Genomic DNA, 24841 nt, shown 5'->3' on the forward strand with positions numbered 1-24841 from the left:
GCTTTGGCGGCGTGACACGTCTCGCCGGAGAGGCGAAGCGTTTTCGCAGCGCCAAGGGCGCGTGCCGCAAACCCCATGTCCTTGGCGGGCGGGGAGGGGGTGTGCGGGTTGGGGGCGATTTTAAAAACCGAAGGTTCATGAGCCCCCGGCCCGCACACCGCCTCCCCGCCCGGCAAGGACCACCCCACCTACCCCGATACACTCTAGGTTTCGCCCTCAACGACAATAAAAATGACCTACTGCGTCGCCATCAAACTCAACGCCGGCCTGGTGTTCCTCTCTGACTCCCGCACCAACGCCGGACTCGACCAGATCAGCACCTTCCGCAAGATGATCGTGTACGAGAAGCCCCAAGACCGCTTCATGGTGCTGCTCTCTGCCGGCAACCTCAGCATCTCCCAGTCGGTTCGCGAAATACTGCAGATCGAAAAGCTCAAGGACCACGAGGATGACGAAGGCATCACCATCTGGAACGCCAAGAGCATGTTCGACGCTGCCCGCGTGCTGGGCTCGGCCATCCGCAAAGTGCAGGAGCGCGACGGTGCCGCCCTCAAAAACGCGGGCGTGGACTTCAACGTGTCGCTGATCTTCGGTGGTCAGATCCAGGGCGAAGGCATGCGCCTGTTCCAGGTCTATTCGGCTGGCAACTTCATAGAAGCCACCCCCGAGACGCCCTACTTCCAGGTGGGCGAATCCAAGTACGGCAAGCCGGTGCTGGACCGCGTGATCACGCCCAACACGCCCTTGGACGAAGCCGCCAAGTGCGCACTGGTGTCCATGGACTCCACCCTCAAGTCCAACCTGTCGGTAGGCCTGCCGCTCGACATGGTGGTATACGAAGCCAATAGCTTCCAGACCGACAAGGTGGTGTGCATCGACGAGAACAACCCCTACTTCAAGATGCTGCATAACAACTGGGGCCAGAAGCTGCGCGAGGTGTTCGACAGCATCGAAGACCCCATGTGGAATGGCGGCCAGACCGAGGTGCCGCTGTTGATACCCAGCACCCGCAGCCTGCCATTGAAGAAGATCACCACGCCCGACGAGAAACTGATTTAGTCTCGCCTGCATGTCGACCATCGTTTTTTCCCACGCTAACAGCTTTCCAGCAGCCACCTACAAGGTGCTTTTCAAAAGCTTGCGGGCCCGCGGCTATAGCGTCAAAGCCATAGAAAAGTACGGACATGATGCGCGCTACCCGGTCAGTGACAACTGGCCGCACATCGTGCAGCAATTGGTGGACTTTGCCTCCAAGGTGGTCGACAAGGCGGGTGCGCCTGTCTGGCTGGTGGGTCACTCCCTGGGCGGTTTTTTGAGTCTGATGGCGGCAGCCCAACACCCGGAACTTGCCAAAGGTGTGGTGCTGATTGACTCCCCCCTGGTGGGTGGGTGGCGCTCCCGCATGGTGGGCTTGGCCAAAACCACCCAGCTGGTGGGGTCCATCTCCCCCGGCGCAGTGAGCCGCAAACGCCGCCATAGCTGGCCTGATGCCGAGGCTGCGCTCGAACACTTCCGGCACAAAAAGGCTTTTGCCCGCTGGGACCCGCAGGTGCTGCAAGACTATGTAGATGATTTCCCTGAGGACGCGGACGGCAAACGGGTGTTAGCCTTCGACCGCGATGTGGAAACCGCTTTCTACAACACCCTGCCCGACAACCTGGACCGCCTGCTGGCGCGCCACCCCTTGAAGTGCCCGGTGACGTTTATCGGCGGCGACCAGTCTGCCGAAATGAAGCAAGTCGGCATGGACCTGACCAACAAGATCACCAAAGGGCGCAACATGATGCTGGATGGCACCCATCTTTTTCCGATGGAGAAACCATTGGCGACGGCGGCAGCCATCGAGGCGGCCCTTCGCAATATGGGGCATTGATCAGACATGAGCACGCCTGAACCCGACCTGCTTGCCTCGCTGCAATCTCAGATCGGGGCGCTGCAGGCTGACAACGCCGCGCTGCGCGCGCAGCTCAACCAGCAAGAAATCCAGGCTAGGCAATGGTTGCTGAGGCGGACTACTGAGATTCAGTACGACGCGGAGGAGCAGCGACGCGCAGAGACCCTGCAGCGGGTGTTCTACCGCATTGCAGAGCGGGCGACGGCGGGTTTGTCGTTTTATGACTTTCTGCAGGTGGTGCACCAGCTGCTGCGCGAGTTGATGTTTGCCGACAACTTTTATGTGGCCCTGCATGACCACGACAGAGGGTTGATGGACTACCCCTACTACGTGGATGAAAAAGACGGTGACGTGATGCAACGCGAGGGGGTGCCCTGCAAGCGCGGAATGACGGAATACGTACTGGAAAGCGGCAAACCCCAGCTCATGGACGCCGCCCGATTTCAGGAATTGCGTCACCAGGGTTTGATGGCCGAAGCCACGGGTGACTTGACCTTCAGCTCCTGGCTGGGCGTACCCATGCAAATCCGCGGCCGCATGGGGGGTGTACTGGTCGTGCAGGGCTATACACCGGATGTGATTTACGACGAGGATGACGTGAACATCCTCGGCTTTTTTGCCAACCACGTCAGCGCTGCGATTGAGCGGTACCAAGCGATTGAAGAGTTGCGCAAATCCGAAGCCCGCTACCGCTCGGTGATTGAAAACGTGGGCGTCGGCGTGGTGGTAGTGCAAGACGGGCGCATGGTGTTTGTGAACCCCAGCATGGAGCGCATCGTGGGGCACTCCACCCAAGCCCTGATGGCCATGCCCTTCACCGGCACCATCCACCCCGACGATGTACCGGCTGTGGTGGAGCGGCACCAGAAGCGTCTGCGCGGGGAGCCTGTGGAAGAAACATACAGCTTCCGCATCATTACCGACCAAGGCCAGATTCGCACGCTGGATTTGTCCGCAGTCCTGCTGCAGTGGGGCCACCGGGATGCGACCCTGCTCTTCGTGGTCGATGCCACGGCACGGGTAGAAGCAGAGCAAAACCAGAAGCGCGCCCTGCAGCAACAGATAGAGCTTAACGACCTCAAGAGCCGCTTTATCACTATGGCGTCCCATGAGTTCCGCACACCGCTGGCCACCATCCACGGCTCGGTGGATTTGCTGATGCACTACCAAGATCGCATGCCGGCCGACAAAAAGCGATTGACTCTCCTGAAGATTGACGATGCCGTGGAGCGCATGACCCACATGCTGGAAAACGTGCTCGTCATCGGCCGCTCGGATGCCGGGCGCTTGCAATTCAAACCTCAACCCTCACAGGTCTCGATGTTTTGCAAAAGCCTGGTGGACGAGCTGCGCAGTGCCATGGCGGAGCCCTTCAGCCGGATCCGTTTGGCGATGGACTTGCCACCGGATAGCGAGACCTACCTGTTGGACGAGACCCTGATGCGCAACATCGTGGGCAATCTGCTGTCCAACGCCATCAAATACTCCCCCCACGGCGGACAAGTCATGCTGCAGGTGCAACCACGTCCGGGCGAACTGCTGCTGCGCGTTTCGGACCAGGGCATAGGCATCCCGCTCGCAGACCAACCCCAGTTGTTCGAGAGCTTTCACCGTGCCAGCAACGTGGGCAACATCTCCGGCACCGGCCTGGGTTTGTCCATCGTTCGAGAGGCTGTGCAATGTCATGGTGGCAGCATCTCTGTGGAGAGCGCGACCGGTCAGGGAAGCACATTCACGGTCATCTTGACCGCCCCCGCAGCGCCCAAGGAGAGTGCCCCGTGAAGATCCTGATCGCTGAAGACGAGCCCTCCCTGCGCGAGAACCTGCAATGGATGCTGGAGCTCGAAGGCTTTGAGGTGCTGGCCGCCTGCGACGGGCTGGAAGCCCTGGCGATGGCGCAATCCCACAAGCCGGACCTGGTGCTCACCGATGTGATGATGCCCGGACTCGATGGATTCGGCCTGGTCAAGGCGCTGCGCGAGAACCCCGGCAGCTCGACCCTGCCCATCATCATGCTGACCGCGCGGGCGGACCGGACCGACACCCGCACCGGCATGAACTTGGGTGCGGACGACTACCTCACCAAACCCTGCCGGCGCGAAGAGCTTTTGGAGGCGGTGCACGCCCGGCTTGAGCGAAGCCGCATCCAGCAACTGGCCGCACAGCGCATGCAAATGGAAGTGCGCCAGGCCATGCAAATTGACACGCTCACCGCCTTGCCGGGCCGTGACCTGTTCGAGCAGCAACTGGACAACGCACTCAATGCCTGTCCCACTGTGTCCTTGCTGTGCCTCGGGCTGGATGGCTTTTCCAAGATCAACGAATCCTTGGGCACCGGTGTGGGTGATCTGGTGTTGCGCGAGGTGGGCAAGCGCCTGCAGCAGTGCACCCTGCAAAGCGATCGTACCCGGCCCTATGACGCCGTGGGCCGCTTGGGAGGTGACCAGTTTGCAGTATGCCTGGCTGACTTGCCAGACCCCGCAGCCCTGGCCGCCCACGCGGGCAACCTGCTGCGCGCCTTATCCCAGCCCTACAACGTGTCCGGACACACCCTGTTTTTGACGGCCAGCATTGGCGGTAGCGCTTACCCTGAGCAGGCCGACAGCGTGCACGCACTGCTGCTCAATGCTGAGTCTGCCCTGCACCATGCCAAGCCCGACGGACCGGGCACCTATGTGTATTTCGATGCGGCCATGAACCGCCGCGTGGCCCGCTCACTCCTCATTCACAACGAGTTGCACCGCGCGCTGGAGAACGGCGATTTGCAGCTGTTCTACCAGCCCCAAGTGCGCATCAGCACCGGCGAAGTGGTGGGCTTTGAAGCCCTGCTGCGCTGGCAGCACGCCACCATGGGCTGGATCTCGCCGGCCGAGTTCATTCCGGTCGCCGAACAAAGCGGCATCATTGTGCAGATCGGTGAATGGGTGATGCACACCGCGGCCCGTCAGGCAGCCCAGTGGCTCGCGCGCGGGCACCGCAACTTCCGCATCGCAGTCAATATCTCGGTGCGCCAATTCGTGGGGCAGGACCTGCCACAGCTGGTGGACACCGTGCTCAAAGAAACCGGTTTGCCCCCCCATATGCTGGAGCTGGAAGTGACCGAAAGCCTGGCCTTGCACAGCGTAGCCACCACCCTGGCCATCCTGCACGACTGCAAGTCGCTGGGCGTGAAGCTGGCGATGGACGATTTCGGTACCGGTTACTCCAGCTTGTCCTACCTCAAGCGTTACCCGCTGGATGCCTTGAAGATCGATCAGGCCTTTGTGCGCAACATCCCGCAGGACCAGGGCGACATGGCCATCACCCGCGCCATCGTGGCCATGGCCCACAGCTTCGGCATGTCCGTGATCGCCGAAGGCGTGGAAACCATCGCACAGCTGGAATTCCTGCGCGCTCTGGGCTGCGAGGACGTGCAGGGCTATCTGTTCAGCAAACCGGTGCCCGCCGATCAGGCCGCCACCGCGTTTGCCGGTTTTGCGACCTATCCGGCTGTCAGCGACCCCGTGATCTGAGGCTTATTCCGCCCAGACTACCAGCCCGGTCCACGCGGTGAGCAGCACCACGCACCCGAACACGATGCGGTAGTACGCAAAACCCACAAAGCTGTGGGTGGAGATGAATTTGAGCAACCAGCGCACGCATAGCCACGCACTGATAAACGAAAACACCAGCCCCACAAGGAACATGGGCGCATCTGCCATCGACAGCAGCGCGCGCTCTTTGTAGAGGCTATAGGCACCCGCGCCTATCAGGGTGGGTATCGCGAGAAAGAACGAAAAATCGGTCGCCGCCTTGCGGGACAAGCCAAGCAGCATGCCCCCGATGATGGTGGAGCCACTGCGGCTGGTGCCCGGAATCATGGCCAGGCACTGCACCAGACCCACCTTGAGGGCGTCCAAAACAGTCATGTCGTCCACGCTGTGCACCCGCACGGCATTGCCGCCCGCGCTCTGGCGGCGTTCCGCCCACAGAATGATGAAGCCGCCCACGATGAAGGTGGTGGCCACCACGGCCGGTGTAAACAGGTGCGCCTTGATGGCCTTGCCGAACAGCAGGCCCAGAATGACAGCGGGGAAGAAACCGATCAGCACATTCAGCGCAAACCGCTGGGCGGCCTTGTCGGTGGGCAGGGCCACCAGCGTGTCACGGATCTTTTGCCAGTACACCAGAATCACGGCAAAGATGGCACCGGTCTGGATGGCAATGTCAAACACCTTGGCCTTCTCGTCGTCAAAACCCAGGAGCGAGCCCGCCAGGATCAGGTGGCCGGTACTGGAAATCGGCAAAAACTCGGTCAGCCCCTCCACCACACCCATGATGGCGGCCTTGATCAACAACACAATATCCAAAACAACTCTCCCTGAAATACAAGCCAAATCGGCCGCTATCGCTCATCGAATATGCGCGAGCAGCTCACCTTTTGATAGCAATTATTCGTAGCGCAGCGCCTGGATAGGCAGCAGCCCCGCCGCACGCCGCGCCGGGTAGTAGCCGAAAAACACGCCCACCGCCGCCGAGAAGCCCACGGACAGCAGCACCGAGCCGGCGCTCAAGGTCACTTGCCAACCTGCGAAGTGTCCCACACCCCAGGTCGCCAGCGCCCCGAACGCCACCCCGATGGCACCCCCCAAGAGGCTCAAGGTCACGGCTTCAATCAAAAACTGGGCCAAGATATCGCGCCCCCGCGCACCCACTGCCATGCGCAGCCCGATCTCGCGGGTGCGCTCGGTCACGCTCACCAGCATGATGTTCATGATTCCAATGCCGCCAATTACCAGGCTGATGCCCGCCACTGCCGCCAGCAAGAGTGTCATGACGCGGCTGCTCTCCTCCTGCGCCTGCAAGATCTCGGTGAGGTTGCGCACCACGAAGGGATCGTCCGTGCCTTCCTGCACCTTGAAGCGCTGGCGCAGCAAGTCCTTGATGCTGTCTTCCACCGCCCGCATGTCCTGACCCTCGCGCACCTTCACACTGATGCTGCCCACGCGCTTGAGCCGGCTCGTGGCGTCGCCGCCCCAGATACGGTTGCGCAGCGTCCCCAGCGGCACCATGACCACGTCGTCCTGATCCTGCCCCATAGAGTTCTGGCCCTTGGGCGCCAACACGCCAATCACCGTCATCGGGATGTTGCGCACCCGGATGACCTGTTCCACCGGATCCTGGTCGCCGAACAGCTCGCGCGCCACCGTGCTGCCTATCCAGGCCACCTTGGCGGAGCCGGCCAGCTCGCCTGCATCGAACATGCGGCCGGTGGCCAGCGGCCAGTCGCGCGCCTCCAGATAGTCGTTGTTCACCCCGAAGATGGTGGAGCTCCAATTGGTGTTGCCAAACACCAATTGCCCGCTGGTGCGCGACGTGGGGGCCGCCACCTGCACCTCGGGAATTTCGAGTCCGATGGCGGTAGCGTCTTCTTCGGTCAGTCGCTGGCGGGTCTGTGCCCCCAGGCGCACGCCGGCTTGTGACACGCCACCGGGCAGCACCAGCATGATGTTGGAGCCCAGCCCCTTCATCTGCTCCTGCACCCGGTCGGTCGCACCCCGGCCCACCGCAATCATGGTGATCACCGCGGCCACCCCGATGATGATGCCCAGCATGGTCAAAAAGCTGCGCAGGGTGTTGGCCGCGAGGGACCGCCAGGCGCTGCGCAATGCGGCAAAAAAATTCATTTCGGAGCCCCCGCCTGCACCGTGTCTTCCACCATGCGGCCGTCCTTGAAGACCAGCTTGCGGCGGGCCCAGGCGGCGATGTCAGGTTCGTGGGTCACCAGCACCACGGTCATGCCCTGGCGGTTGAGGTCGGTGAGCAGCTGCATGATGTCTTCGCTGGTCTCAGAGTCCAGCGCGCCGGTGGGCTCATCGGCCAGGATGAGCTGCGGCCGGTTCACCAGCGCACGCGCAATCGCCACGCGCTGCTGCTGTCCGCCCGACAGCTCGGCGGGTGTGTGATGCGCGCGCTCACCGAGGCCCACGCGCTGTAGCGCTTCCAGCGCGCGGGCGTGGCGCTCAGGCGCCTTGATGCCGGCGTACACCATGGGCAGCTCCACGTTCTCCAGCGCGCTGGTACGGGCCAACAGGTTGAACTGCTGGAACACAAAGCCGATGCGCCGGTTGCGGATGGAGGCCAGCGCATCCGGCGCCATGCCCTGCACGGCTTCGCCGGCCAACCGATAGCTGCCGCTGCCGGGCTGGTCCAGACAGCCCAAAATGTTCATCAAGGTCGATTTGCCCGAGCCCGAAGTGCCCATGATGGCCACCATCTCGCCCTCGGCAATGTCCAGCGACACGCCTCGCAGGGCGTGCACCGTCTGGTCGCCCATGGCGTAGGTTTTGGTCAGCTCGCGGGCCGAAATCAGCATGCTTTTTGCCTCAGAACGGCGGACGCGGGCCATTGCTGCCGGTCCCACCGGCCTTGGCCGCCGCCGCGGTCTTGATGCCGGTGATCACCTCGGTGCCCTCTGGCAATGCCGGGCCGCCTTCACCGCCCTCCAGCACTTCGGTGCTGCTGCCATCCGAGACGCCGATGCGCACGGCTACGGCCTGAGGTTTGCCATCCGCACCCAGGGTGTAGACGCGGCCCTTGCCTTGCCCACGCGCGCCTGCCGGGGCGTCCACGCCCTCAATGCGCATGCGCAGAGCGGAGTTGGGCACCTTGAGCGCTTTGTCACGCTGGTCGGTAATCACACGCACATTGGCCGTCATACCGGGCAGCAACTTGCCGCCTTCGTTTTTGAAGCCGACGATGGCCACATAGGTCACCACATTCGCCACATTGGTGGCCGCCTTGCGCACCTGGCGGATGCTGCCCTCAAAGGTTTGGCCGGGGAAGGCATCCACCGTAAAGCTCGCCTTCTGGCCGGTTTGCAGGCGACCCACATCGCTCTCGTCAATCGCAGCTTCCACCTGCATGTCCGAGAGGTTCTGGGCAATCACAAACAGCTCAGGCGCCTGCAGGCTGCTGGCCACCGTCTGGCCGCGCTCGATGGTGCGCTTGATCACAATGCCGTTCACGGGGGACGTAATGCGGGTACGGGCCAGGTCAATGCGTGCCTGCGCCAACGCGGCCTCGCGCTGGGCCACATTGGCCTGCGCAGTTTTGACCTGCGCTTGCGCCACGCCTACCTGGGCCTGCACGCTCTTCATGGCCTCCAGGCTGGTGTTCACCAAAGCACGGGCCTTGTCGGCCTCGCTGGCGGCGATGAACTGTTTGTCCGCCAGGCTTTGCTTGCGATCAAAGTCGCGGCGGGCTTCGTCCAGGTCCACCTGCGCGCGAGATACCTGCGTTTGCGCGGCCAGCGCGTTGGCCTGCGCCGTCAGAACGGCGGCGCGGGCGGCATCGACATCGGCCTGCGCGCTGCGCACGCGGTATTCAAAGGTCTCGGGGTCGATCTGGGCGATCAGCTGGCCGGCTTTGACTTCGCTATTGAAATCCACCAGCACGTCGCGGATCTGCCCGCTCACCTGGGTGCCCACACTCACCTGCGCCACCGGGCTGACAGCACCACTGGCGGCCACCGTGGCCTGCAGGTTGCCCCGCGTGATGGCCGCGGTGCGGTATTCGACCCGGCCCGTGCCGGACTGCTGGGTCCACCACCAAGCGCCGGCGGCCAGCAGAGCCACCAGGACAGCGGCGGCTCCTATGCGTTGTTTATTCATGCTCCGATTCTAGAAAGCCCCTGTGGCACGCACGTGGCACGCCGGCAGAGCCCCCTTTTTCCGGCTGCCATTCACGCCACGCGGCTGCATTTCGCTCCTCCCGCTCTGCATTCCGTCGCAAACCGGTGGGCAGGGCGAAGTGCTGCCGGCACAGTCACGCCACCAGACCACGGAGCCCCCGCCATGCAACTCACCCCCGTTATCGCCATCCACATGACCGCCGCGCTGGCCGCACTGGCCATTGGCCCCGTTGCCCTCTGGGCCCGCAAAGGCCGCGTGCAGCGCACTCATCTGCACCGTGCCGCTGGCTATGCCTGGGTGACCTTGATGCTGGCAACCGCGCTCAGCGCCCTGTTCATCCGCGATTACCTGCAGTTCAACATCGCGGGCTACACCTGGATCCACCTGTTCGTGCCGCTCACGCTGGCAGGTCTGTTCGGGGCTTTCCGCGCGCTGTACCTGAAAGACATCAGCCGCCACCACAAGATCATGCAAGGCCTGTACTTCGGGGCCTGCATAGGCGCAGGTGCCTTCGCCCTGCTGCCCGGCCGCTACCTGGGCCAACTGGTCTGGGGCCAGTGGCTCGGCCTCCTGTAACCCACTACATCTCTCAAGGAGCACACCATGAACGCACTCACCCACCTCTCCCCTGCTGAACTCGACCGTCTGGCCCGCAAACGCGCCGGCGCCAAAATGGGCTGGTACATCCATGCCCTGGTGTTCGTGCTGGTCAATGCCGGACTTGCGGCCTTGTCGGCCCTGCAAGGCCAGCACTGGGCGGTGTTTCCCACCATGGGTTGGGGCCTGGGTCTGGCGGTGCACGGCGTGGTGGTGTACCTGAGCCTGCAGAACTTCAGCCTCTTTCACACCCTGCTGCAGCGCGAACGCCAGCGCCTCGAAACCCTGCGCGACCCCTGGTAAGCGCGGCATACTGCGGGCTCTATGCCTTCCTTTTTTTCCCACGCGATGGTCCTGCGCGGCCTGAAAGTCCTGGCGCTCAACACCGTGATCGCCATTGCCATCACGCTGTTTGACAACCATTCCTTCGGCCTGAACCTGGTGTATTCGCACTGCATCGGCATCAGCATCTGGGCCTTCATCGAGGTTTTCAACCATTTCCTGGTCGATAACTGGCAGGTGCATGTGCACCGTCTGCTGTTCATCGTGCCGGTGGCGGTGGTGCTGGGCTACTTCACCGGCCACCTGCTGACCGACCTGATTCTGGGCACCACCTCGTTCCAGTACTGGAAGCAAACCCCGCGCATGGCCTTCGGCATGCTGTTTGTGAGCCTGGTGGCCGGCGGGGTGATCAGCTGGGTGTTTGTGAGCCGCGAGCAGCTCGCCGCCGAGCGCCAGAACCTCGAAGTCGCGCGCCGCCAGGCCAGCGAGGCACAGCTCAAACTGCTGGAAGCGCAACTGGAACCGCACATGCTGTTCAACACCTTGGCCAACCTGCGCGCCCTGATTGCGGTAGACCCGCAACGGGCCCAGACCATGCTGGACCACATGATTGCCTACCTGCGCGCCACGCTGTCCGCCTCACGCGCACCCTCGGGCGGCAACACCCACACCCTGGCCGACGAATTCGCCCGCCTGCAGGACTACCTGGAACTCATGGCCATCCGCATGGGTCCGCGCCTGCAATTCAGCCTGGACCTGCCGGATGCCTTGCGCGCCCAACCGGTGCCCCCCTTGCTGCTGCAGCCGCTGGTGGAAAACAGCATCCAGCATGGGCTGGAGCCCAAGGTGGAGGGCGGCAGCATCCGCATTGCCGCCTCCGCGTCCGACGGCGTGCTGAAGCTCGATGTGGAAGACACGGGCATGGGCGCAGACCCCGCTGAACTGCTGCCTCCGGCCCCCCATACCACCGGCCACGGTTTCGGGCTGCAACAGGTTCGCGAACGGTTGGCCACCGCCTTCGGCGAGCGTGGCGCTATGATTTTGGTAGCTGCTCCCGCAGGTGGCATGAGCGCCAGCATCACTTTTCCCTTGAAAGCGTAAGCACACCATGCCCACCGCACTGATCGCAGAAGACGAACCCCTGCTGGCCCAAGCCTTACAAGCCGAGCTGGCACGTGCGTGGCCGGAACTGCAGGTGCTGCGCACCGTGGGCGACGGAGCCTCCGCCGTGAAGGCCGCGCTGGAGCTGGTGCCGCAACTGCTGTTTTTTGACATCCGCATGCCGGGCCTAAGCGGACTGGATGCCGCCCTCGAATTGGCCGATCGGTGGCCGCCCGCCCACGCCCCGCAGCAGCCCTTCCCGGCCCTGGTGTTTGTGACGGCCTATGACCAATACGCCGTGCAAGCCTTTGAGGCCCAGGCGGTGGACTACCTGCTCAAACCCGTGCAGCCTGCGCGCCTGCAAAAAACTGTGTCAAAACTGCAGCTGGCGCTTGCCGAATCTGCGCGGGCAGCTCCTGAAACCATAGCAAACCCGGCCACGGACCCGGCGCTGGAAGCCGCCCTCAGCCAGCTGCGCGGCCTGCTGCAAGCCCACACGGGCATGCCGGCGCAAGCGGCGGACGCGGGTGGCACAACACCCCTGCTGCAGGTGCTGCAAGTGAGCGCAGGCAGCCAGATCCGCATGGTGCCCATTGAAGAGGTGCTGTACTTTGAAGCTGCCGACAAATACGTGCGGGTGCTCACCCGCGACCGCGAGCACCTGCTGCGCACCGCCCTCAAGGACTTGCTGCCCCAACTCGACCCGCAGGTCTTCTGGCAAGTACACCGGGGCACAGTGGTGCGTGCCACCGCCATCGACACCGTCAGCCGTGACGATGCAGGCCGCCTCACCTTGAGTTTGCACAACCGGAACGACAAACTCGCCGTCAGCCGACTCTACGCCCAGCGCTTCAAAGCCATGTAAGGTGCGTGGCCACAGGCAGACACATCGGGTAAACCAGTGGCTGCTGGCATGGGTGTTGCGGGGCATTGGTCCCTACAATGCGCCATCGATTCACCAGGACACCTTCCATGCAATTGAAACTCTCGCGTCGCCACACCCTGCGCCTGCTCTCCGTGGGCGCTGCCGCCCCTGCCGCTTTGCTGCAAGGCTGCGACTCCACCCCCTCCGTCATCAAGATCGGCGTGGCCCAGCCCCTGAGCGGCAACCTCGCGGCACTGGGGCAGGACTTGCTCAACGGCGTAACCCTGGCGGTGGAAGAACTCAACAAGGAAGGCTACAAGGTCAAGGGCAAAACCGTCACCTTTGAAATCGTGGCTGTGGACGACAAGGCCAATGCAGAAACCGGCAAAGCAGTCGCCCAGGAATTGGTGAACGCGGGCGTGGCGGTCGTGATAGGCCATTTGAACTCGGGCGTCAGCATCGCTGCAGCCCCCATTTACGCTGCAGCCAATATTCCGCAGTTGGCTATTTCCACCAACCCCAAGTTCACGCAACTGGGTCTGGAAACCACGTTCCGACTGGTGGCCAATGACACCTTGCAAGCCAAAGCCATTGGCAGCTACTCTGCCTCGCAATTTACCGGCACACGCTATGCCTTGCAGGATGATGGCACCCCCTACGGGAAAGACCTCGCTGACGGAGCCGAACTTCAGCTCAAGGCCGCAAAAAAAGAAATCATCCTCAAACAAAGCTTCGACGACAAGACCGTGGCGTTTGACGATTTCGCGGCCAAGCTCAAGGCAGAAAACGTGCAGGTGCTGGTGTCCACCGTGAGCGACTTCCAGATCATCGCGCTCATCGAGGCACTCAAGAAAATTGACTACACCAAGATCATCATCCTGGGGGCCGACACCATCAAGACCACTGATATGCTCAAAGGCACTGGTGTGGTCAAGGGCCTCTACGTGACTTCCCCCGTGTTGGACGCGCGCGAGTTCACCGCAGGTGCCGCCTTCCTGGACAAGTACCGCGCCAAGTTCAAAAAAGACCCCGCCTACGCCGGCCACTACACCTACGACGCCATGTATGTGGTGGCTGCTGCCATCCGCCGTGCGGAGTCGGCCAAGCCCAAAGATATCGTGGCCATGCTCAAGAAGATCGACGGCTACGCGCCAGTAACCGGCTCCATGAAGTGGGACGACAAGGGCGAGCAGCGCTACGGCGTGATCGGGGTGTACAGTGCCAATGGCGGGCTCTGGGAATCCCAAATGCGGTCCGACAGCTGGTAAACCTTCCCGGCAAAGACCACTGAGGAGAACAGTATGACTTTGCGCTACACCACCGTGCCCAACACCTTGCCCGAGAGCAAGATGCGCATGTACCCCACCAAGGTGATCAACATCATCGGCGGGCCGGGTAGCGACAAGTCGCTGTTTTCTGCAGCCATCATCCTGTTCCTCAACCTCCACAACAAAACCGTGGAGACCATTCCCGACTACGCCAAGTCCCTGGTCTGGCAACAAAACTTCGAGGTGCTGAAAAACCAGTACTTCATCGCCCAGCGCCAGTATGAAATGCTGAACCTGCTCGACGGGCAGGTGCAGTTCCTGATCACCGAGTGCTCACTGCCCCAGGTGCTCTACTACAACGAGCACTACCCCGAGAACATTTGCGATGTCGGCAAGACCCGCGCGCAGATTCTGGAGTGGTACAAGCAGCACAACAACATCAACATCCTGGTCGAGCGCGGCGAGAAAAAATACGTGCACACCGGCCGCTTCCAGGATGAAGAACAGGCCCGCGAGGTCGACCGCGGCCTGCGTGCCACCCTGGTCCGTGAAGGCCTGCACTTCACCTCCCTGGCGCCGGATGTGGACGCCATCAACGCCTTCGCGCGCACCCTGCTCGACTGAGCCTTCCTGCCCGGCACACCCCGTTTTGCCCGGGGTCAATTTCTAGTGGTTTACACGCACTAGAACTGTGCATTTGTATTCTCATGGCACCAAATAAAGACTTTCTCCAGAGGGGAAATCCCTGTTTTGGGAGCAATCTAATTCATGGCCCATTAGAGATTTAAATACTAGTAACATATCAGTACAAGCCTGATGCTCACCTTTCAAGACTTGCGCTAATGTTCGCCCCGGTGAGAAATTTATTCACACTTTTTTAATTTGGAGTTTTTATGAAGTTGAAAATTGTTGCAGCCGCAGCCATCGCCTTGTCTACCGGTATGGCCTTCGCACAAAACGCGGTTGTCACTATCGCTCACGTTGGCCCCACCAGTGGCGCTATCGCCCACTTGGGTAAGGACAACGAAAACGGCGCCATCCTTGCCGTGGAAGAACTCAACGCAGCTGGCGTGACCATCGGTGGCAAGAAAGTCACCATCAAGCTGATGACTGAAGACGACGCAGCTGACCCCAAGCAAGGTACCGCTGTGGCCCAGAAGCTGGCTGACGCCAAAGTTGCTGGTGTGATCGGTCACTTGAACTCCGGCACCACCATCCCTGCTTCCAGCATCTACTCCGATGCAGGCATCCCCCAGATTTCTCCTTCCGCTACCAACCCCAAGTACACACGCCAAGGCTTCAAGACCGCCTTCCGTTTGGTGGCTGACGACGCTCAATTGGGCGGCACACTGGGCAAGTACGCTGTCAAGGAATTGAAGGGCAAGTCCATCGCCGTGATCGACGACCGTACTGCTTACGGCCAAGGCGTTGCTCAAGAATTCACCAAGGCTGTTGAAGCTGCCGGCGGCACCGTGGTTGCCAAGGAATTCACCACCGACAAGGCAACTGACTTCTCCGCTATCCTGACCACCATCAAGGGCAAGAAAGCTGACGTCGTGTTCTTCGGCGGTATGGACGCTGTTGCAGGCCCCATGCTGCGTCAAATGAAGTCCCTGGGCATCAACGCCAAGTTCATGGGCGGCGACGGCATCTGCTCCACCGAATTGGTGAAGTTGGGTGGCGACGCGATTGCTGACAACCAAGTCTACTGCGCGGAAGCCGGTGGCGTGGAAGGCCAGCAAAAGGTCGGCATGGAAGACTTCAAGAAGAAGTTCAAGGCCAAGTTCGGTACTGAAGTTCAAGTGTACGCACCCTACGTGTACGACGGCGTGAAGGTCATGGTTGCTGCCATGGTCAAGGCCGGTTCTTCCGACCCCGCCAAGTACCTGCCTGTTTTGGCAGCTACCAAGGACTACAAGGGCGTGACAGGCACCATCTCCTTTGACAACAAGGGCGACATCCTGAACGGCGCTTTGACACTGAAGACCGTCAAGGGCGGCAAGCTGTCTGACATCGCTGTGATCCGCTAATCACCGCAGGTCTCTCGGCAACGCAAGTTGCCAGACGACAAAAAAGCGCACTGCATGCAGTGCGCTTTTTTTATGTGCGCCGCTTGCATGCGGCATTCAACTCTCAGGCCCGGGGCTGCAAGCCTTGCGGCACATAGCGGCTCAAATATGCCGCAATGGCGCTTTCATGGCGCTGCCACCATACGCCCAGCGCCACCAGGCCCAAGCCCAGCAACGTGAGTGCAAACGGGAACATAAAGCTGTCGCGAAACACCTCATGCGACAGGTGGCCCAAATAGAACATCACCCCGAAGGCGCCATACACCGTGAACACACGCCGCCCGATGGCCGCGCCCATCAGCACCAACACTACATTCAGCGCGCAGTAGCCCAGCTTGGCCAGCTCAGAGCCAGAGTCGTTCAGGCTCAGGCCGCACCAGAACATGGTGGTACCGAAGATGTAGAGCCAGAAGGCAAAGTCCTGCCGCCACTCCGCCGTCTTGGACAAACGGGTACGCACGTCCACCCACATTGCTACCGCCACGGTGCCAATACCGAACACCAGCGACATGTCGCGCATGAACTCCCATTCCCAGCGGTGGTCGAACAGCAGCATGTTGGCCACGTCCATGCTCATGTACCAAAGGGTGAGCGCCAGCGGCATCACCATAAAGGGCAAGCGGTAGCGCCACAGCATCACCACACCGGCCAGCAAGGTGGCGAACTCCAGTGTGATCCAGCGCCAATCAATGCGCGTGTGGTAGCTGGCCAGCGAGTCCGGCCCGCCCGGTGGCCACCAGCCCATCAGGTGCTGTGCGCCCCACACAATCAGCGGCACCAGAAACACCGCCAGCGTAGCCATCAAACCGGCAGGCACCGGCAGGCTGCGCGCCTTGAAATAGTCCGCCACCTTCAGCGCAGCAAACAGGTACAAAGCTCCCAGCACCATCAGCGCGGTCGGACCCATCTGCTGGAAGCCCAGTGTCATGAACAGCGTCATGGCGCCAATGGCCAGCAGGCCGCCAAAGTAATACAGCACATTCACAAAGCTGAAACGCGGGCCGCCCGCCACGGCCGGCTGAGCGGGCTGGGGCGCATTGGGGTCTACAGGCCGGGTGGCCTGCCAATGCTGCCCCTGGCTCCAGCGCTGCCATAAGTCTTGGGCTTGCTGCTCGGTGATCAGGCCATCGCGTGCGGCCTGCTTCAAGTCCTGCAGGCGCAGCTCAAACGTCAAATTGCTGGTGTCGGTGAAGTCCTTGATGTCCATTGCGCATCCCCGCTGTCGTTTGGCTGCATATGTACCACAGGGCCGCTTCTAGAATGAAACCATGCTTACCCCCCGCACCACCACTGGTCTGCCGGCTGCCGAATCGCTGCAAGCGGCCTTAGCCCTTATCGACACCGAAGCCCGCGCCCTCTTCGGCCAAGGCAAGGTGGCGGACTACATACCGGCACTGGCCCAGGTGCAGCCGCGCCAGTTCGGCATGGCCGTGGCGCTGGTGGATGGCAGCACCTACCAAGTGGGCGATGCGCACACGCCGTTCTCGCTGCAAAGCATTACCAAACTGTTCACCTTTGTGCTGGCCCTCAAAGCCATTGGCGACGACGTGTGGAAGCGTGTGGGCCGCGAGCCTTCAGGAGCCGCATTTAACTCCATGGTGCAACTGGAAACCGAGCACGGCATTCCGCGTAACCCCTTCATCAACGCGGGGGCGCTGGTGATTACCGACATCCTCACCACCCGCTACGCCCACCTGGACTACGCGCTCCTCGGCGCCCTGCGCCGCCTGACGGACGACCCCGAGCTGAGCTGGAACGCGGCTGTGGCCAAAAGCGAGCGCGACACGGCCCACCGCAACATGGCCATGGCCTACTTCATGAAAAGCCACGGCAACTTTGCCAACCCGCCCGAGCTGGTGCTGGACAACTACTGCCGCCAGTGCGCCACCGAAATGAACTGCACCCAGCTCGCCCAAGCCACCATGTTTCTGGCCAATGGCGGGCGCGACCTGGGACGCGACGGCCGGCCCGACGAACAGTTTTTGAGCGCTGACGACGCCCGGCGCGTCAATGCCCTGCTGCTCACCTGCGGCGCCTATGACGCTGCTGGCGACTTTGCCTACCGCATCGGCCTGCCGGTCAAAACCGGGGTGGGCGGCGGCATTGTGGCCATAGCCCCCGGCGTGGGCACCATTGCCGTTTGGGCGCCTGAGCTGGACGCCAAAGGCAACTCGGTGCTGGGTGCCTTTGCGCTGGAGCGCCTGGTGCAGCTCACCGGCTGGAACCACACCTGACATGCGCCACCACCCTGCGATCGCCACCCTGTTGCTAGCCACCCTGCTGGGCGCAAGCGCAGCCGCACATGGCAACGCTTTGGATGCAGATGGCGTGCAGGCCCTGCTGCCCGCCCAGCCCGGCGGCAGTACGCTGGCGCTGGGCAGCAGCAACCCCAACACCGACAAGCGCTTCGGCTTTGACTACAAACCCGCTGCCACCGCCGCGCAAGAAGGCGGGCTGCGCTACTGGAATCTGCCTGCCACCCCGCTCACCTACAGCAGCGGCGGCAATGGCTACACCGCGCGTCTGCACCTGTTTGCCAGCGGCGGCAAACAACAGTTCAACTGGAAGACCCAGCGTGGCTACCTCAGCAGCCCGCAAGACGTGCGCAACCAGGAGTTCACGGTGTATGTGCGGGTGCATGAGCCGCTCACGCCACTGAATGCGCAAGTCACCCTCAAGATCCGCGGCGGCCACCACAGCGAGAAAGATGGCGACGCTGCCTCCTGCACCATGATGACCTTCGGCCCCGGCGGGCCCAGCGGCATCACCCGCTTTGCCAAAGAGCTCACCCACCCGCTGTACGACTATGTGGTGCTGCGCCCCCTGCTGGACGTGGCCTTGCAGCCCGGGCAGTGGTATGGCCTCAAGCTCATCAGCTACAGCCGCCCCGGCGTGCCCGGCGAGGTGCTGAACCAGCTCTACCTGGACACTGCACCTTTTGACTCGGCTGGCCGCCCCGCTAATGGCTGGCAGCTGCTCAGCGAATACACCGATGTGCAAGGCAAACGCACCGGCCGCCACTACGACACGCTGGCCGACTGGGGCGGCTGGCAAACCACCCTGCGCATGGACGGCTACCGCAGCATCGACTTTGCGCTGCCCTCCGTGCGCGAGATTGTTCCGCCCTCACCCTGAGCGGCAAAGGACCAAAACGGGCTCAGGCCCACATCAGCCGGTCACGGCCGGCGCCCTTGGCGGCATAGAGTGCGCGGTCTGCGTTGCGGATGTTTTCTACCGCGCTCAGGGCACGGTCCAACATGGTGAGGCCGGCCGAACAGGTGTGGTGAAAGCGGGGCAGCTCCGGCAGGGGCGAAGATTCGCGCACCAGCTCCAGAATGCCCTGCACCTTGGCCTCCATTTCAGGCGGGGTGACCATGGGGAACAGCAGCATGAACTCCTCTCCGCCAATGCGGCCGAAGCCGTCGTTGCGGCCCAGCGTGCCCACCACCAGTCGTGAGAAGCGTTGCAGCACCTCGTCGCCCGCGGTGTGGCCGTAGGTGTCGTTGATCTTCTTGAAGTAGTCCAGGTCCAGCAGTACCAGCCCGCAAGGCTGCTGGGTGCTGCGCAGCTGGTTCAGGCGCAAATCCAGCTGTTCCAGCACGTGGGCGCGGCTGCTCACCCCGGTGAGGGTGTCCACCTGCGCGGCACGCAAAGCGCCATCGCGCGCCTGGCGCAAAGACCGGTCGTTGGCGCGCAGGGCGGTAATGTCAAAGCCCACGCTCAGCATCCAGCCCTGGTCGTCCATGGTCTCGGTGATGTACATCCAGCGGCCGTTGCGCAGGTCGGTCTCAAAGGCGCGAAACGGCAGCTTGCCCCGGCGGGCCTTGGCAGACACCAGCCAGGCCTCAAGGTCGTCGGTGTTGATGGCGACGCCCACTTTGTTGTGGTAGCTGTGGCGCATCATGTCGGACCACGACATCACCGTATCTCGCGCCATGCCGAAATCGGTGCAATGCGCGGGGTTGGCATAGCGCACCATGTCTTGCGGGTCGTACAGCACCACATGCAGCGGAGAGTGCTCATACAAGCTTGCGAAGTGTTTTGTCAGCTCCGCGCTGTCCGCGATACCCGAGATGTGTGCCATACGTTGCGCCCCTTGTGAGGGCAGAAATCATTGTTGTGGCGCCGATTTTAGACATCCACCCCGACACTGCACACCCCTGCCGCACGGCGGAACCCAGGCGGCGCAGATGCGGCGTCTAAAATCACCGAATGAGCACCCCCACCCCCGCGAACACAGCTACTGATTCCGTCAAGCCCAGCAATTTTTTGCGCCAGATCATCGAGTCTGATCTGGAAAAAGGCACTTACGCCCAACGCCGCTGGGCAGGCACCCCCGGCGACGCCGCGCACCACGCTGCCGGCGAGCCCGACCCCGCCAAAATCCGCACCCGCTTTCCGCCCGAGCCCAACGGCTACCTGCACGTAGGCCACGCCAAGAGCATCTGCATCAACTTCGGGCTGGCGCGCGACTACGGTGGCGTGTGCCACCTGCGCTTTGACGACACCAACCCCGAAAAAGAAGACACCGAATACGTCAACAGCATCATCGACGCGGTGAAGTGGCTGGGCTTTGACTGGAACGGCAGCCAGGGCGACTACAGCGTGGCCCCCTACCAGGCCAGCGACTACTTTGACTTTATGTACCGCGCCGCCGAGGCGCTGATTGAAGCCGGCCACGCCTATGTGGACGAGCAAACGCCAGAGCAAATGCGCGTGAACCGTGGCGACTTTGGCAAGCCCGGTGTGGACAGCCCATTCCGCACCCGCACACCTGCCGAGAACCTGGCCCGCTTCCGCGAAATGCGCGACGGCAAGCATGAAGATGGATCGATGGTGCTGCGCGCCAAGATCGACATGGCCAGCCCCAACATCAACATGCGCGACCCGGCCATCTACCGCATTCGCCGCGCCACGCACCACAACACGGGCGACACCTGGTGCATCTACCCCATGTACACCTTTGCGCATCCGATTGAGGACGCACTGGAGCAAATCACCCACAGCATTTGTACGCTGGAGTTTGAAGACCAGCGCCCGTTTTACGAATGGCTGATGGACCGCTTGTGCGAGAGCGGCCTGCTGGCTGCCCCCGCGCCCAAGCAATATGAATTTGCCCGCCTGAACCTCACCTATGTGATTACCAGCAAACGCAAGCTGGCCGCGCTGGTGAACGAAGGCAAGGTCAGCGGCTGGGACGACCCGCGCATGCCCACCATCGTCGGCCTGCGCCGCCGTGGCTACACGCCCGCCGCCATCCAACTGTTTGCCGAGCGCATTGGCGTGACCAAGAGCGACAGCTGGATCGACTACAGCACCCTGGAAGGCTGCCTGCGCGAAGACCTGGAAAACACCGCCCACCGCGGCATGGCCGTGCTGAACCCGGTGAAGCTGGTGCTGACCAACTGGGGCGAAGTGTTTGCCGCACAAGGCGGCGACGCTTATCTGGACGCGTGCAGCCTGCCCGCCCTGCCCCATCCGCCCGAAGGCGTCGAAAGCCCGGCGCGCCACTTCACCATCGGCAAAGAGGTGTGGATCGAGCGTGAAGACTTTGAAGAAGTGCCCCCCAAGGGCTACAAGCGCCTGTTCCCCGGCAACAAGGTGCGCCTGAAGGGCGGCCACGTGATCGAGTGCACCGGCTGCACCAAAGATGCCAATGGTGTCATCACCGAAGTGCTGGCCACCGTGGTGCCTGACACCAAGAGCGGCACCCCCGGCGCCGACCTGGTGAAGGTGAAAGCTGCCATCACCTGGGTGGGCGTGGCCGACGGCGTGCACGCCGAAGTGCGCATGTACGACCGCCTGTTCAGCGACGCCCAGCCCGACGCGGGCGGCAAAGACTTCCTGGAAAGCCTGAACCCCAACAGCCTGAAGGTGGTGACCGCCATCGTGGAGCCATCGCTGGCCAACGCGCAGCCCGACCAGAAGTTTCAGTTTGAACGCCACGGCTACTTTGTGGCCGACCGCGTGGACCACAAGACGGACAAGCCGGTGTTTAACTTGGCGGTGGGGTTGAAGGATTCTTGGGGGAAGTAAGCTACCCAAAAGCTACCAGGAAGGCCAACACCGCCCGTCGGTGCTGGCCTTTGTTTTTGACTTTCTTTCACCCCAAGTAGATAAGTGGCACCTTGCAGACAGATACTGCCAAGCGTGGCGGAAACTCTTGCGACGAGTCAAATTACGATCAAGCGTATGGCCAAACAACCATTCACCGTCGATTACACAAAGCATCAAGAAATGATGGACGAATGGGCGCTCGCGATAGGTCGCTTCATGGTCCAGTTCACAAGTTATGAATACTGGACTTACCAGTACATCAAGACTTTCGGTTCCGATCGCCTAAGTAGAGCTACCAGTGACCTGATGCTCAACTCAAGAGCACCAGTTGCCGAGTCACTGGTTTTAGAAATTGGGCTTGTACCGGAAATGCAGAATCGCGTTCAAGCAGCATTCAAGAAACTCAAGGGGTTGGCATCTAGCCGTAATCTTGTTGCACACAACGGCCCGATGATGCACGTGTATACGAATGCAGAAGGTCAAATGCTTCTGCAGATCGAGCTTCGAAGCTCGAAGGACGAAGAAAAACAGATCACCATAGAGCGGCTTAACCAACTTTCCGCGGAGGCCCGCACGCTAGATGAGGAACTCGCACTGTTGTACGGAGAAGTTCAACAGAAGAAAAATCAAGTAGCCGCTGGTCAATAAATTCCATTAGGCGCAACTTACTGATTCCACTTTGCACCAAATGGCCCCCCAATCCATCCTCCACTTCTGGTTCACCGAGCTAACCCCCAAGCAGCACTTCGCCAAAGACGCTGCCTTGGACGAAGCCATCCGCACCCGCTTCGGCGCCACGCTGGAAGCTGCGGCGCGGTGTGAGCTGTTTGCCTGGCGCGCCACGCCGGAGGGGCGGCTGGCGGAGGTGTTGGTGCTGGACCAGTTCTCGCGCAATGTGTACCGCGACACCGCCCGCGCCTTTGCGCAGGACGCGCTGGCCCTGGTGCTGGCGCAAGAGCTGGTGGCCAGTGGGCAGGACCGCAGCCTGCCCCTGGCACAGCGCAGCTTTGCCTACATGCCCTACATGCACAGCGAGTCCGCGCTGGTGCACGCGCAAGCCGTGGCCCTGTTTTCGCAGCCGGGCATGGAAGACACCCTGCGCTTTGAGCTGCGCCACAAAGAGATCATCGACCGCTTCGGCCGCTACCCCCACCGCAACGCCATCCTGGGCCGGACCTCCACGCCCGAGGAGCTGGCTTTCCTGAGCGAACCGGGGTCTTCGTTTTAGGTTTTCGGCAGCAGGCTTGCTACTCTTTTAGTAGCTGCTCGCGCATATTCCACAAGCGCTAGAGGCCTATTTTGCTTAGATTTCGCGGTGGTGCGCTCTATACTGCCGCATGCCCCAAATCAGTAGCCCCACCCTCACCCCACAGCTGCTGCGCCAGCTAACGCTTAACCCGGCAGACCACCCCCGTGGTGTGGCGCATTTGAGTGCGGCCAGCGGCCTGGTGCGCGTGGGCGAGCGCCTGTATGTGGTGGCCGACGACGAGGTGCACCTGGGCGTGTTTGACAGCAGCGCCATGCACGCCCCCGGCGCGCTGCTGCGCTTGCTGGAGGGCGACTTGCCGCACGACAAGGGCGCGCGCAAAAAAGCCAAGCCCGACCTCGAAACCCTGGCCCAACTGCCGCCTCTGCCCGGCCACACCCACGGGGCCTTGCTGGCCTTGGGGTCTGGCTCCAAGCCGCAGCGTGAAACCGCGGTGCTGCTGCCGCTGGATGCGCAGGGAACTCCGCTTGGGCAAGTGGACACCATCGATCTGGCGCCGCTGTATGCGCCGCTGCGCGAGCGGTTTGCAGACCTGAATATTGAAGGCGCTTTTGTGCTGAGCAACGAGTTGCTCTTGCTGCAGCGGGGCAACAAGGGCAACGCCTTGAGCGCGTGCATTCGCTACGAATGGAGCCACATCGCCCCTTGGCTGGCAGGCCTGCAGCCCCAGCCGCCCGCCCCCCACCATGTGCAAACCATGGATTTGGGCGAGGTAGCCGGTGTGCCCCTGAGCCTGACCGATGGCACGCCCCTGCACGGCGGCGCCTGGGCCTTTTGCGCCGTGGCCGAAAGCACCGACGACAGCTACCACGACGGCGCCTGCGTAGGCTCCGCCATTGGCATCGTCACGCCAGATGGTCAGGTGAAGCTGCAGCTGCTGGCCGGCGCCCCCAAGGTTGAGGGCATTGCCGCCCAAGCCGCAGACGGTGGCTGGCAGATCACCCTGGTGACCGACCCCGACGAGCCACGCACCCCCGCGCAGATGCTGCAAACGCACTGGGTGCTGTAACGGCGCAAAAGCAACCCGCCCCATGGCCCGCCGCAAGCACCACCACGTCTATGTGATTGAGCTGCACAAAGAGGTGCTGCTGGAGCCACGCTTTCGCAAAAACAACCCGGGCTATGTGGAAGGCAAGCCCTGCGTGTACGTGGGCATGACCGGGCTGGACCCGGATGTTCGCTTCGACAAACACAAAGCCGGCATCCAGGCCAACCGCTTCGCCCAGCAATACGGCCTGCGCCTGCTGCCCGACTTGTACGAAGGCTTTAACCCCATGAGCTACGACGACGCGGTAGACAAAGAAATAGAAGTCGCCATAGACCTGCATTCCGCCGGGTTCGGGGTTTGGCAGGCTTGAGGCTTGAGGCGTGAGTAAATTTGCTACGCTTTTGGTAGCTGCTCGCGCATATTCCATGGGCGCTAACGGCACTTTTTATTCATAATCAACTGCTCATCATGTCCATAACCCCCAAGTTCATCCACCTGCCCGATGGCCCTGTGCCCGGCCCTTTACAGCTGCTGCCCGTAAACGCCGAGGTACTGGCCGTGCACACGGCAGATGGTGCGCATGTGGGTTCGCTCAAGAAGATTGGCGCGGTTTGGAAGTTCAAGGCTATGGGCTACGACGCGGCCGGCGGCATGGAGCCCGGAGGGGGCCCGCTCACTGACCAGCACAACATGCAGTTCACAGCGCCCGATGCCGCCGAGGTAAGCGCGCGGCTACTTGCAGTGGGCCCATAGGCCCCGCTCGTAAAATAGCGCGCTTTG

25 protein-coding genes are annotated in these 24841 nt (G+C 62.1%); 19 read left to right on the top strand and 6 right to left on the bottom strand.

Annotation, left to right across the window (positions count from 1 at the left end):
• The first annotated feature begins 231 nt into the window (after nucleotides 1–231).
• The 4 genes from RAN89_RS15880 to RAN89_RS15895 are packed head-to-tail and all read left to right on the top strand — an operon-like array spanning nucleotide 232 to nucleotide 5406.
• Nucleotides 232–1059, top strand: a complete 828-nt coding sequence (locus RAN89_RS15880; RefSeq protein WP_313867208.1) for a proteasome-type protease — start codon at nucleotides 232–234, stop codon at nucleotides 1057–1059.
• 10 nt (nucleotides 1060–1069) lie between these two features.
• Nucleotides 1070–1873: an alpha/beta hydrolase gene (locus RAN89_RS15885; RefSeq protein ID WP_313867209.1), complete on the top strand. Its 804-nt coding sequence runs from the start codon at nucleotides 1070–1072 to the stop codon at nucleotides 1871–1873.
• Between the two features lie 6 nt (nucleotides 1874–1879).
• Nucleotides 1880–3676, top strand: a complete 1797-nt coding sequence (locus RAN89_RS15890) for a sensor histidine kinase (RefSeq protein ID WP_313867210.1) — start codon at nucleotides 1880–1882, stop codon at nucleotides 3674–3676.
• Nucleotides 3673–5406, top strand: coding sequence for a putative bifunctional diguanylate cyclase/phosphodiesterase (locus tag RAN89_RS15895; protein WP_313867211.1), 1734 nt, complete (start codon nucleotides 3673–3675; stop codon nucleotides 5404–5406). The genes RAN89_RS15890 and RAN89_RS15895 overlap by 4 nt, the downstream gene beginning before the upstream one ends.
• Nucleotides 5407–5409: 3 nt before the next feature.
• On the opposite strand, the gene RAN89_RS15900 is transcribed toward RAN89_RS15895, so the two are convergent.
• From RAN89_RS15900 to RAN89_RS15915, 4 genes are all read right to left on the bottom strand, one after another.
• Nucleotides 5410–6243 (bottom strand): undecaprenyl-diphosphate phosphatase, encoded by an 834-nt coding sequence (locus RAN89_RS15900; protein ID WP_313867212.1) that lies wholly within the window; start codon nucleotides 6241–6243, stop codon nucleotides 5410–5412.
• 81 nt (nucleotides 6244–6324) lie between these two features.
• Nucleotides 6325–7560 (bottom strand): ABC transporter permease, encoded by a 1236-nt coding sequence (locus tag RAN89_RS15905; RefSeq protein ID WP_313867213.1) that lies wholly within the window; start codon nucleotides 7558–7560, stop codon nucleotides 6325–6327.
• A complete protein-coding gene (locus RAN89_RS15910; RefSeq protein WP_313867214.1) occupies nucleotides 7557–8249 on the bottom strand; it encodes an ABC transporter ATP-binding protein in 693 nt (230 codons plus the stop codon). Before RAN89_RS15910 ends, RAN89_RS15905 begins: the two co-directional genes overlap by 4 nt.
• A gap of 10 nt (nucleotides 8250–8259) precedes the next feature.
• Nucleotides 8260–9546 carry an efflux RND transporter periplasmic adaptor subunit gene (locus RAN89_RS15915; protein WP_313867215.1) on the bottom strand — a complete coding sequence of 429 codons (1287 nt, stop codon included), beginning with the start codon at nucleotides 9544–9546 and terminating at the stop codon, nucleotides 8260–8262.
• A 183-nt stretch (nucleotides 9547–9729) separates the two neighbouring features.
• On the opposite strand from RAN89_RS15915, the gene RAN89_RS15920 reads away from it, so the two are divergent.
• The 7 genes from RAN89_RS15920 (at nucleotide 9730) to RAN89_RS15950 (ending at nucleotide 15710) form a co-directional block, all read left to right on the top strand.
• Nucleotides 9730–10143 carry a DUF2306 domain-containing protein gene (locus RAN89_RS15920; protein ID WP_313867216.1) on the top strand — a complete coding sequence of 138 codons (414 nt, stop codon included), beginning with the start codon at nucleotides 9730–9732 and terminating at the stop codon, nucleotides 10141–10143.
• Nucleotides 10144–10170: 27 nt separating this feature from the next.
• Entirely contained in the window at nucleotides 10171–10467 is a 297-nt protein-coding gene (locus tag RAN89_RS15925) for a 2TM domain-containing protein (protein ID WP_313867217.1), read from the top strand.
• A 21-nt stretch (nucleotides 10468–10488) separates the two neighbouring features.
• Entirely contained in the window at nucleotides 10489–11547 is a 1059-nt protein-coding gene (locus RAN89_RS15930; RefSeq protein WP_313867218.1) for a sensor histidine kinase, read from the top strand.
• 7 nt (nucleotides 11548–11554) lie between these two features.
• Nucleotides 11555–12412, top strand: coding sequence for a LytR/AlgR family response regulator transcription factor (locus RAN89_RS15935; RefSeq protein ID WP_313867219.1), 858 nt, complete (start codon nucleotides 11555–11557; stop codon nucleotides 12410–12412).
• A gap of 107 nt (nucleotides 12413–12519) precedes the next feature.
• A complete protein-coding gene (locus RAN89_RS15940) occupies nucleotides 12520–13680 on the top strand; it encodes a branched-chain amino acid ABC transporter substrate-binding protein (RefSeq protein ID WP_313867220.1) in 1161 nt (386 codons plus the stop codon).
• A 33-nt stretch (nucleotides 13681–13713) separates the two neighbouring features.
• Nucleotides 13714–14304 carry a hypothetical protein gene (locus RAN89_RS15945; RefSeq protein ID WP_313867221.1) on the top strand — a complete coding sequence of 197 codons (591 nt, stop codon included), beginning with the start codon at nucleotides 13714–13716 and terminating at the stop codon, nucleotides 14302–14304.
• 269 nt (nucleotides 14305–14573) lie between these two features.
• The gene (locus RAN89_RS15950; RefSeq protein WP_313867222.1) at nucleotides 14574–15710 is read left to right on the top strand and encodes a branched-chain amino acid ABC transporter substrate-binding protein; all 1137 of its coding nucleotides are present in this window, start codon (nucleotides 14574–14576) and stop codon (nucleotides 15708–15710) included.
• Nucleotides 15711–15813: 103 nt separating this feature from the next.
• Here RAN89_RS15950 and RAN89_RS15955 read toward each other — a convergent pair whose 3' ends face one another.
• A complete protein-coding gene (locus RAN89_RS15955) occupies nucleotides 15814–16956 on the bottom strand; it encodes a DUF2157 domain-containing protein (protein ID WP_313867223.1) in 1143 nt (380 codons plus the stop codon).
• A 61-nt stretch (nucleotides 16957–17017) separates the two neighbouring features.
• On the opposite strand from RAN89_RS15955, the gene RAN89_RS15960 reads away from it, so the two are divergent.
• Nucleotides 17018–17983: a glutaminase gene (locus RAN89_RS15960; RefSeq protein ID WP_313867224.1), complete on the top strand. Its 966-nt coding sequence runs from the start codon at nucleotides 17018–17020 to the stop codon at nucleotides 17981–17983.
• Nucleotide 17984: 1 nt separating this feature from the next.
• A complete protein-coding gene (locus tag RAN89_RS15965) occupies nucleotides 17985–18884 on the top strand; it encodes a hypothetical protein (RefSeq protein WP_313867225.1) in 900 nt (299 codons plus the stop codon).
• Between the two features lie 22 nt (nucleotides 18885–18906).
• Here RAN89_RS15965 and RAN89_RS15970 read toward each other — a convergent pair whose 3' ends face one another.
• On the bottom strand, nucleotides 18907–19833 hold the full coding sequence (locus RAN89_RS15970) for a sensor domain-containing diguanylate cyclase (protein ID WP_313867226.1): 927 nt from the start codon (nucleotides 19831–19833) through the stop codon (nucleotides 18907–18909).
• Nucleotides 19834–19961: 128 nt separating this feature from the next.
• Between RAN89_RS15970 and RAN89_RS15975 the strand changes: the two genes are divergently transcribed.
• From RAN89_RS15975 to RAN89_RS16000, 6 genes are all read left to right on the top strand, one after another.
• On the top strand, nucleotides 19962–21785 hold the full coding sequence (locus tag RAN89_RS15975) for a glutamine--tRNA ligase/YqeY domain fusion protein (protein ID WP_313867227.1): 1824 nt from the start codon (nucleotides 19962–19964) through the stop codon (nucleotides 21783–21785).
• 156 nt (nucleotides 21786–21941) lie between these two features.
• Nucleotides 21942–22454 (top strand): hypothetical protein, encoded by a 513-nt coding sequence (locus tag RAN89_RS15980; protein ID WP_313867228.1) that lies wholly within the window; start codon nucleotides 21942–21944, stop codon nucleotides 22452–22454.
• A gap of 40 nt (nucleotides 22455–22494) precedes the next feature.
• The gene (locus RAN89_RS15985) at nucleotides 22495–23034 is read left to right on the top strand and encodes a DUF924 family protein (protein ID WP_313867229.1); all 540 of its coding nucleotides are present in this window, start codon (nucleotides 22495–22497) and stop codon (nucleotides 23032–23034) included.
• A gap of 109 nt (nucleotides 23035–23143) precedes the next feature.
• Nucleotides 23144–24082, top strand: a complete 939-nt coding sequence (locus tag RAN89_RS15990) for a DUF6929 family protein (protein WP_313867230.1) — start codon at nucleotides 23144–23146, stop codon at nucleotides 24080–24082.
• A 22-nt stretch (nucleotides 24083–24104) separates the two neighbouring features.
• Entirely contained in the window at nucleotides 24105–24431 is a 327-nt protein-coding gene (locus RAN89_RS15995) for a hypothetical protein (protein ID WP_313867231.1), read from the top strand.
• 98 nt (nucleotides 24432–24529) lie between these two features.
• Nucleotides 24530–24814: a hypothetical protein gene (locus RAN89_RS16000; RefSeq protein ID WP_313867232.1), complete on the top strand. Its 285-nt coding sequence runs from the start codon at nucleotides 24530–24532 to the stop codon at nucleotides 24812–24814.
• Nucleotides 24815–24841: the final 27 nt, after the last annotated feature.

This window comes from Rhodoferax mekongensis, from assembly GCF_032191775.1.
GTDB classification, from domain to species: Bacteria; Pseudomonadota; Gammaproteobacteria; order Burkholderiales; family Burkholderiaceae_C; genus Allorhodoferax; species Allorhodoferax mekongensis.

Bases quoted from the DNA above. Each gene is read 5' to 3' on its own strand.
- RAN89_RS15880 (WP_313867208.1), top strand. From the start codon at position 232: ATGACCTACTGCGTCGCCATCAAACTCAACGCCGGCCTGGTGTTCCTC.
- RAN89_RS15885 (WP_313867209.1), top strand. From the start codon at position 1,070: ATGTCGACCATCGTTTTTTCCCACGCTAACAGCTTTCCAGCAGCCACC.
- RAN89_RS15890 (WP_313867210.1), top strand. From the start codon at position 1,880: ATGAGCACGCCTGAACCCGACCTGCTTGCCTCGCTGCAATCTCAGATC.
- RAN89_RS15905 (WP_313867213.1), bottom strand. From the start codon at position 7,560: ATGAATTTTTTTGCCGCATTGCGCAGCGCCTGGCGGTCCCTCGCGGCC.
- RAN89_RS15910 (WP_313867214.1), bottom strand. From the start codon at position 8,249: ATGCTGATTTCGGCCCGCGAGCTGACCAAAACCTACGCCATGGGCGAC.
- RAN89_RS15915 (WP_313867215.1), bottom strand. From the start codon at position 9,546: ATGAATAAACAACGCATAGGAGCCGCCGCTGTCCTGGTGGCTCTGCTG.
- RAN89_RS15920 (WP_313867216.1), top strand. From the start codon at position 9,730: ATGCAACTCACCCCCGTTATCGCCATCCACATGACCGCCGCGCTGGCC.
- RAN89_RS15925 (WP_313867217.1), top strand. From the start codon at position 10,171: ATGAACGCACTCACCCACCTCTCCCCTGCTGAACTCGACCGTCTGGCC.
- RAN89_RS15930 (WP_313867218.1), top strand. From the start codon at position 10,489: ATGCCTTCCTTTTTTTCCCACGCGATGGTCCTGCGCGGCCTGAAAGTC.
- RAN89_RS15935 (WP_313867219.1), top strand. From the start codon at position 11,555: ATGCCCACCGCACTGATCGCAGAAGACGAACCCCTGCTGGCCCAAGCC.
- RAN89_RS15940 (WP_313867220.1), top strand. From the start codon at position 12,520: ATGCAATTGAAACTCTCGCGTCGCCACACCCTGCGCCTGCTCTCCGTG.
- RAN89_RS15945 (WP_313867221.1), top strand. From the start codon at position 13,714: ATGACTTTGCGCTACACCACCGTGCCCAACACCTTGCCCGAGAGCAAG.
- RAN89_RS15950 (WP_313867222.1), top strand. From the start codon at position 14,574: ATGAAGTTGAAAATTGTTGCAGCCGCAGCCATCGCCTTGTCTACCGGT.
- RAN89_RS15955 (WP_313867223.1), bottom strand. From the start codon at position 16,956: ATGGACATCAAGGACTTCACCGACACCAGCAATTTGACGTTTGAGCTG.
- RAN89_RS15960 (WP_313867224.1), top strand. From the start codon at position 17,018: ATGCTTACCCCCCGCACCACCACTGGTCTGCCGGCTGCCGAATCGCTG.
- RAN89_RS15965 (WP_313867225.1), top strand. From the start codon at position 17,985: ATGCGCCACCACCCTGCGATCGCCACCCTGTTGCTAGCCACCCTGCTG.
- RAN89_RS15970 (WP_313867226.1), bottom strand. From the start codon at position 19,833: ATGGCACACATCTCGGGTATCGCGGACAGCGCGGAGCTGACAAAACAC.
- RAN89_RS15975 (WP_313867227.1), top strand. From the start codon at position 19,962: ATGAGCACCCCCACCCCCGCGAACACAGCTACTGATTCCGTCAAGCCC.
- RAN89_RS15980 (WP_313867228.1), top strand. From the start codon at position 21,942: ATGGCCAAACAACCATTCACCGTCGATTACACAAAGCATCAAGAAATG.
- RAN89_RS15985 (WP_313867229.1), top strand. From the start codon at position 22,495: ATGGCCCCCCAATCCATCCTCCACTTCTGGTTCACCGAGCTAACCCCC.
- RAN89_RS15990 (WP_313867230.1), top strand. From the start codon at position 23,144: ATGCCCCAAATCAGTAGCCCCACCCTCACCCCACAGCTGCTGCGCCAG.
- RAN89_RS15995 (WP_313867231.1), top strand. From the start codon at position 24,105: ATGGCCCGCCGCAAGCACCACCACGTCTATGTGATTGAGCTGCACAAA.
- RAN89_RS16000 (WP_313867232.1), top strand. From the start codon at position 24,530: ATGTCCATAACCCCCAAGTTCATCCACCTGCCCGATGGCCCTGTGCCC.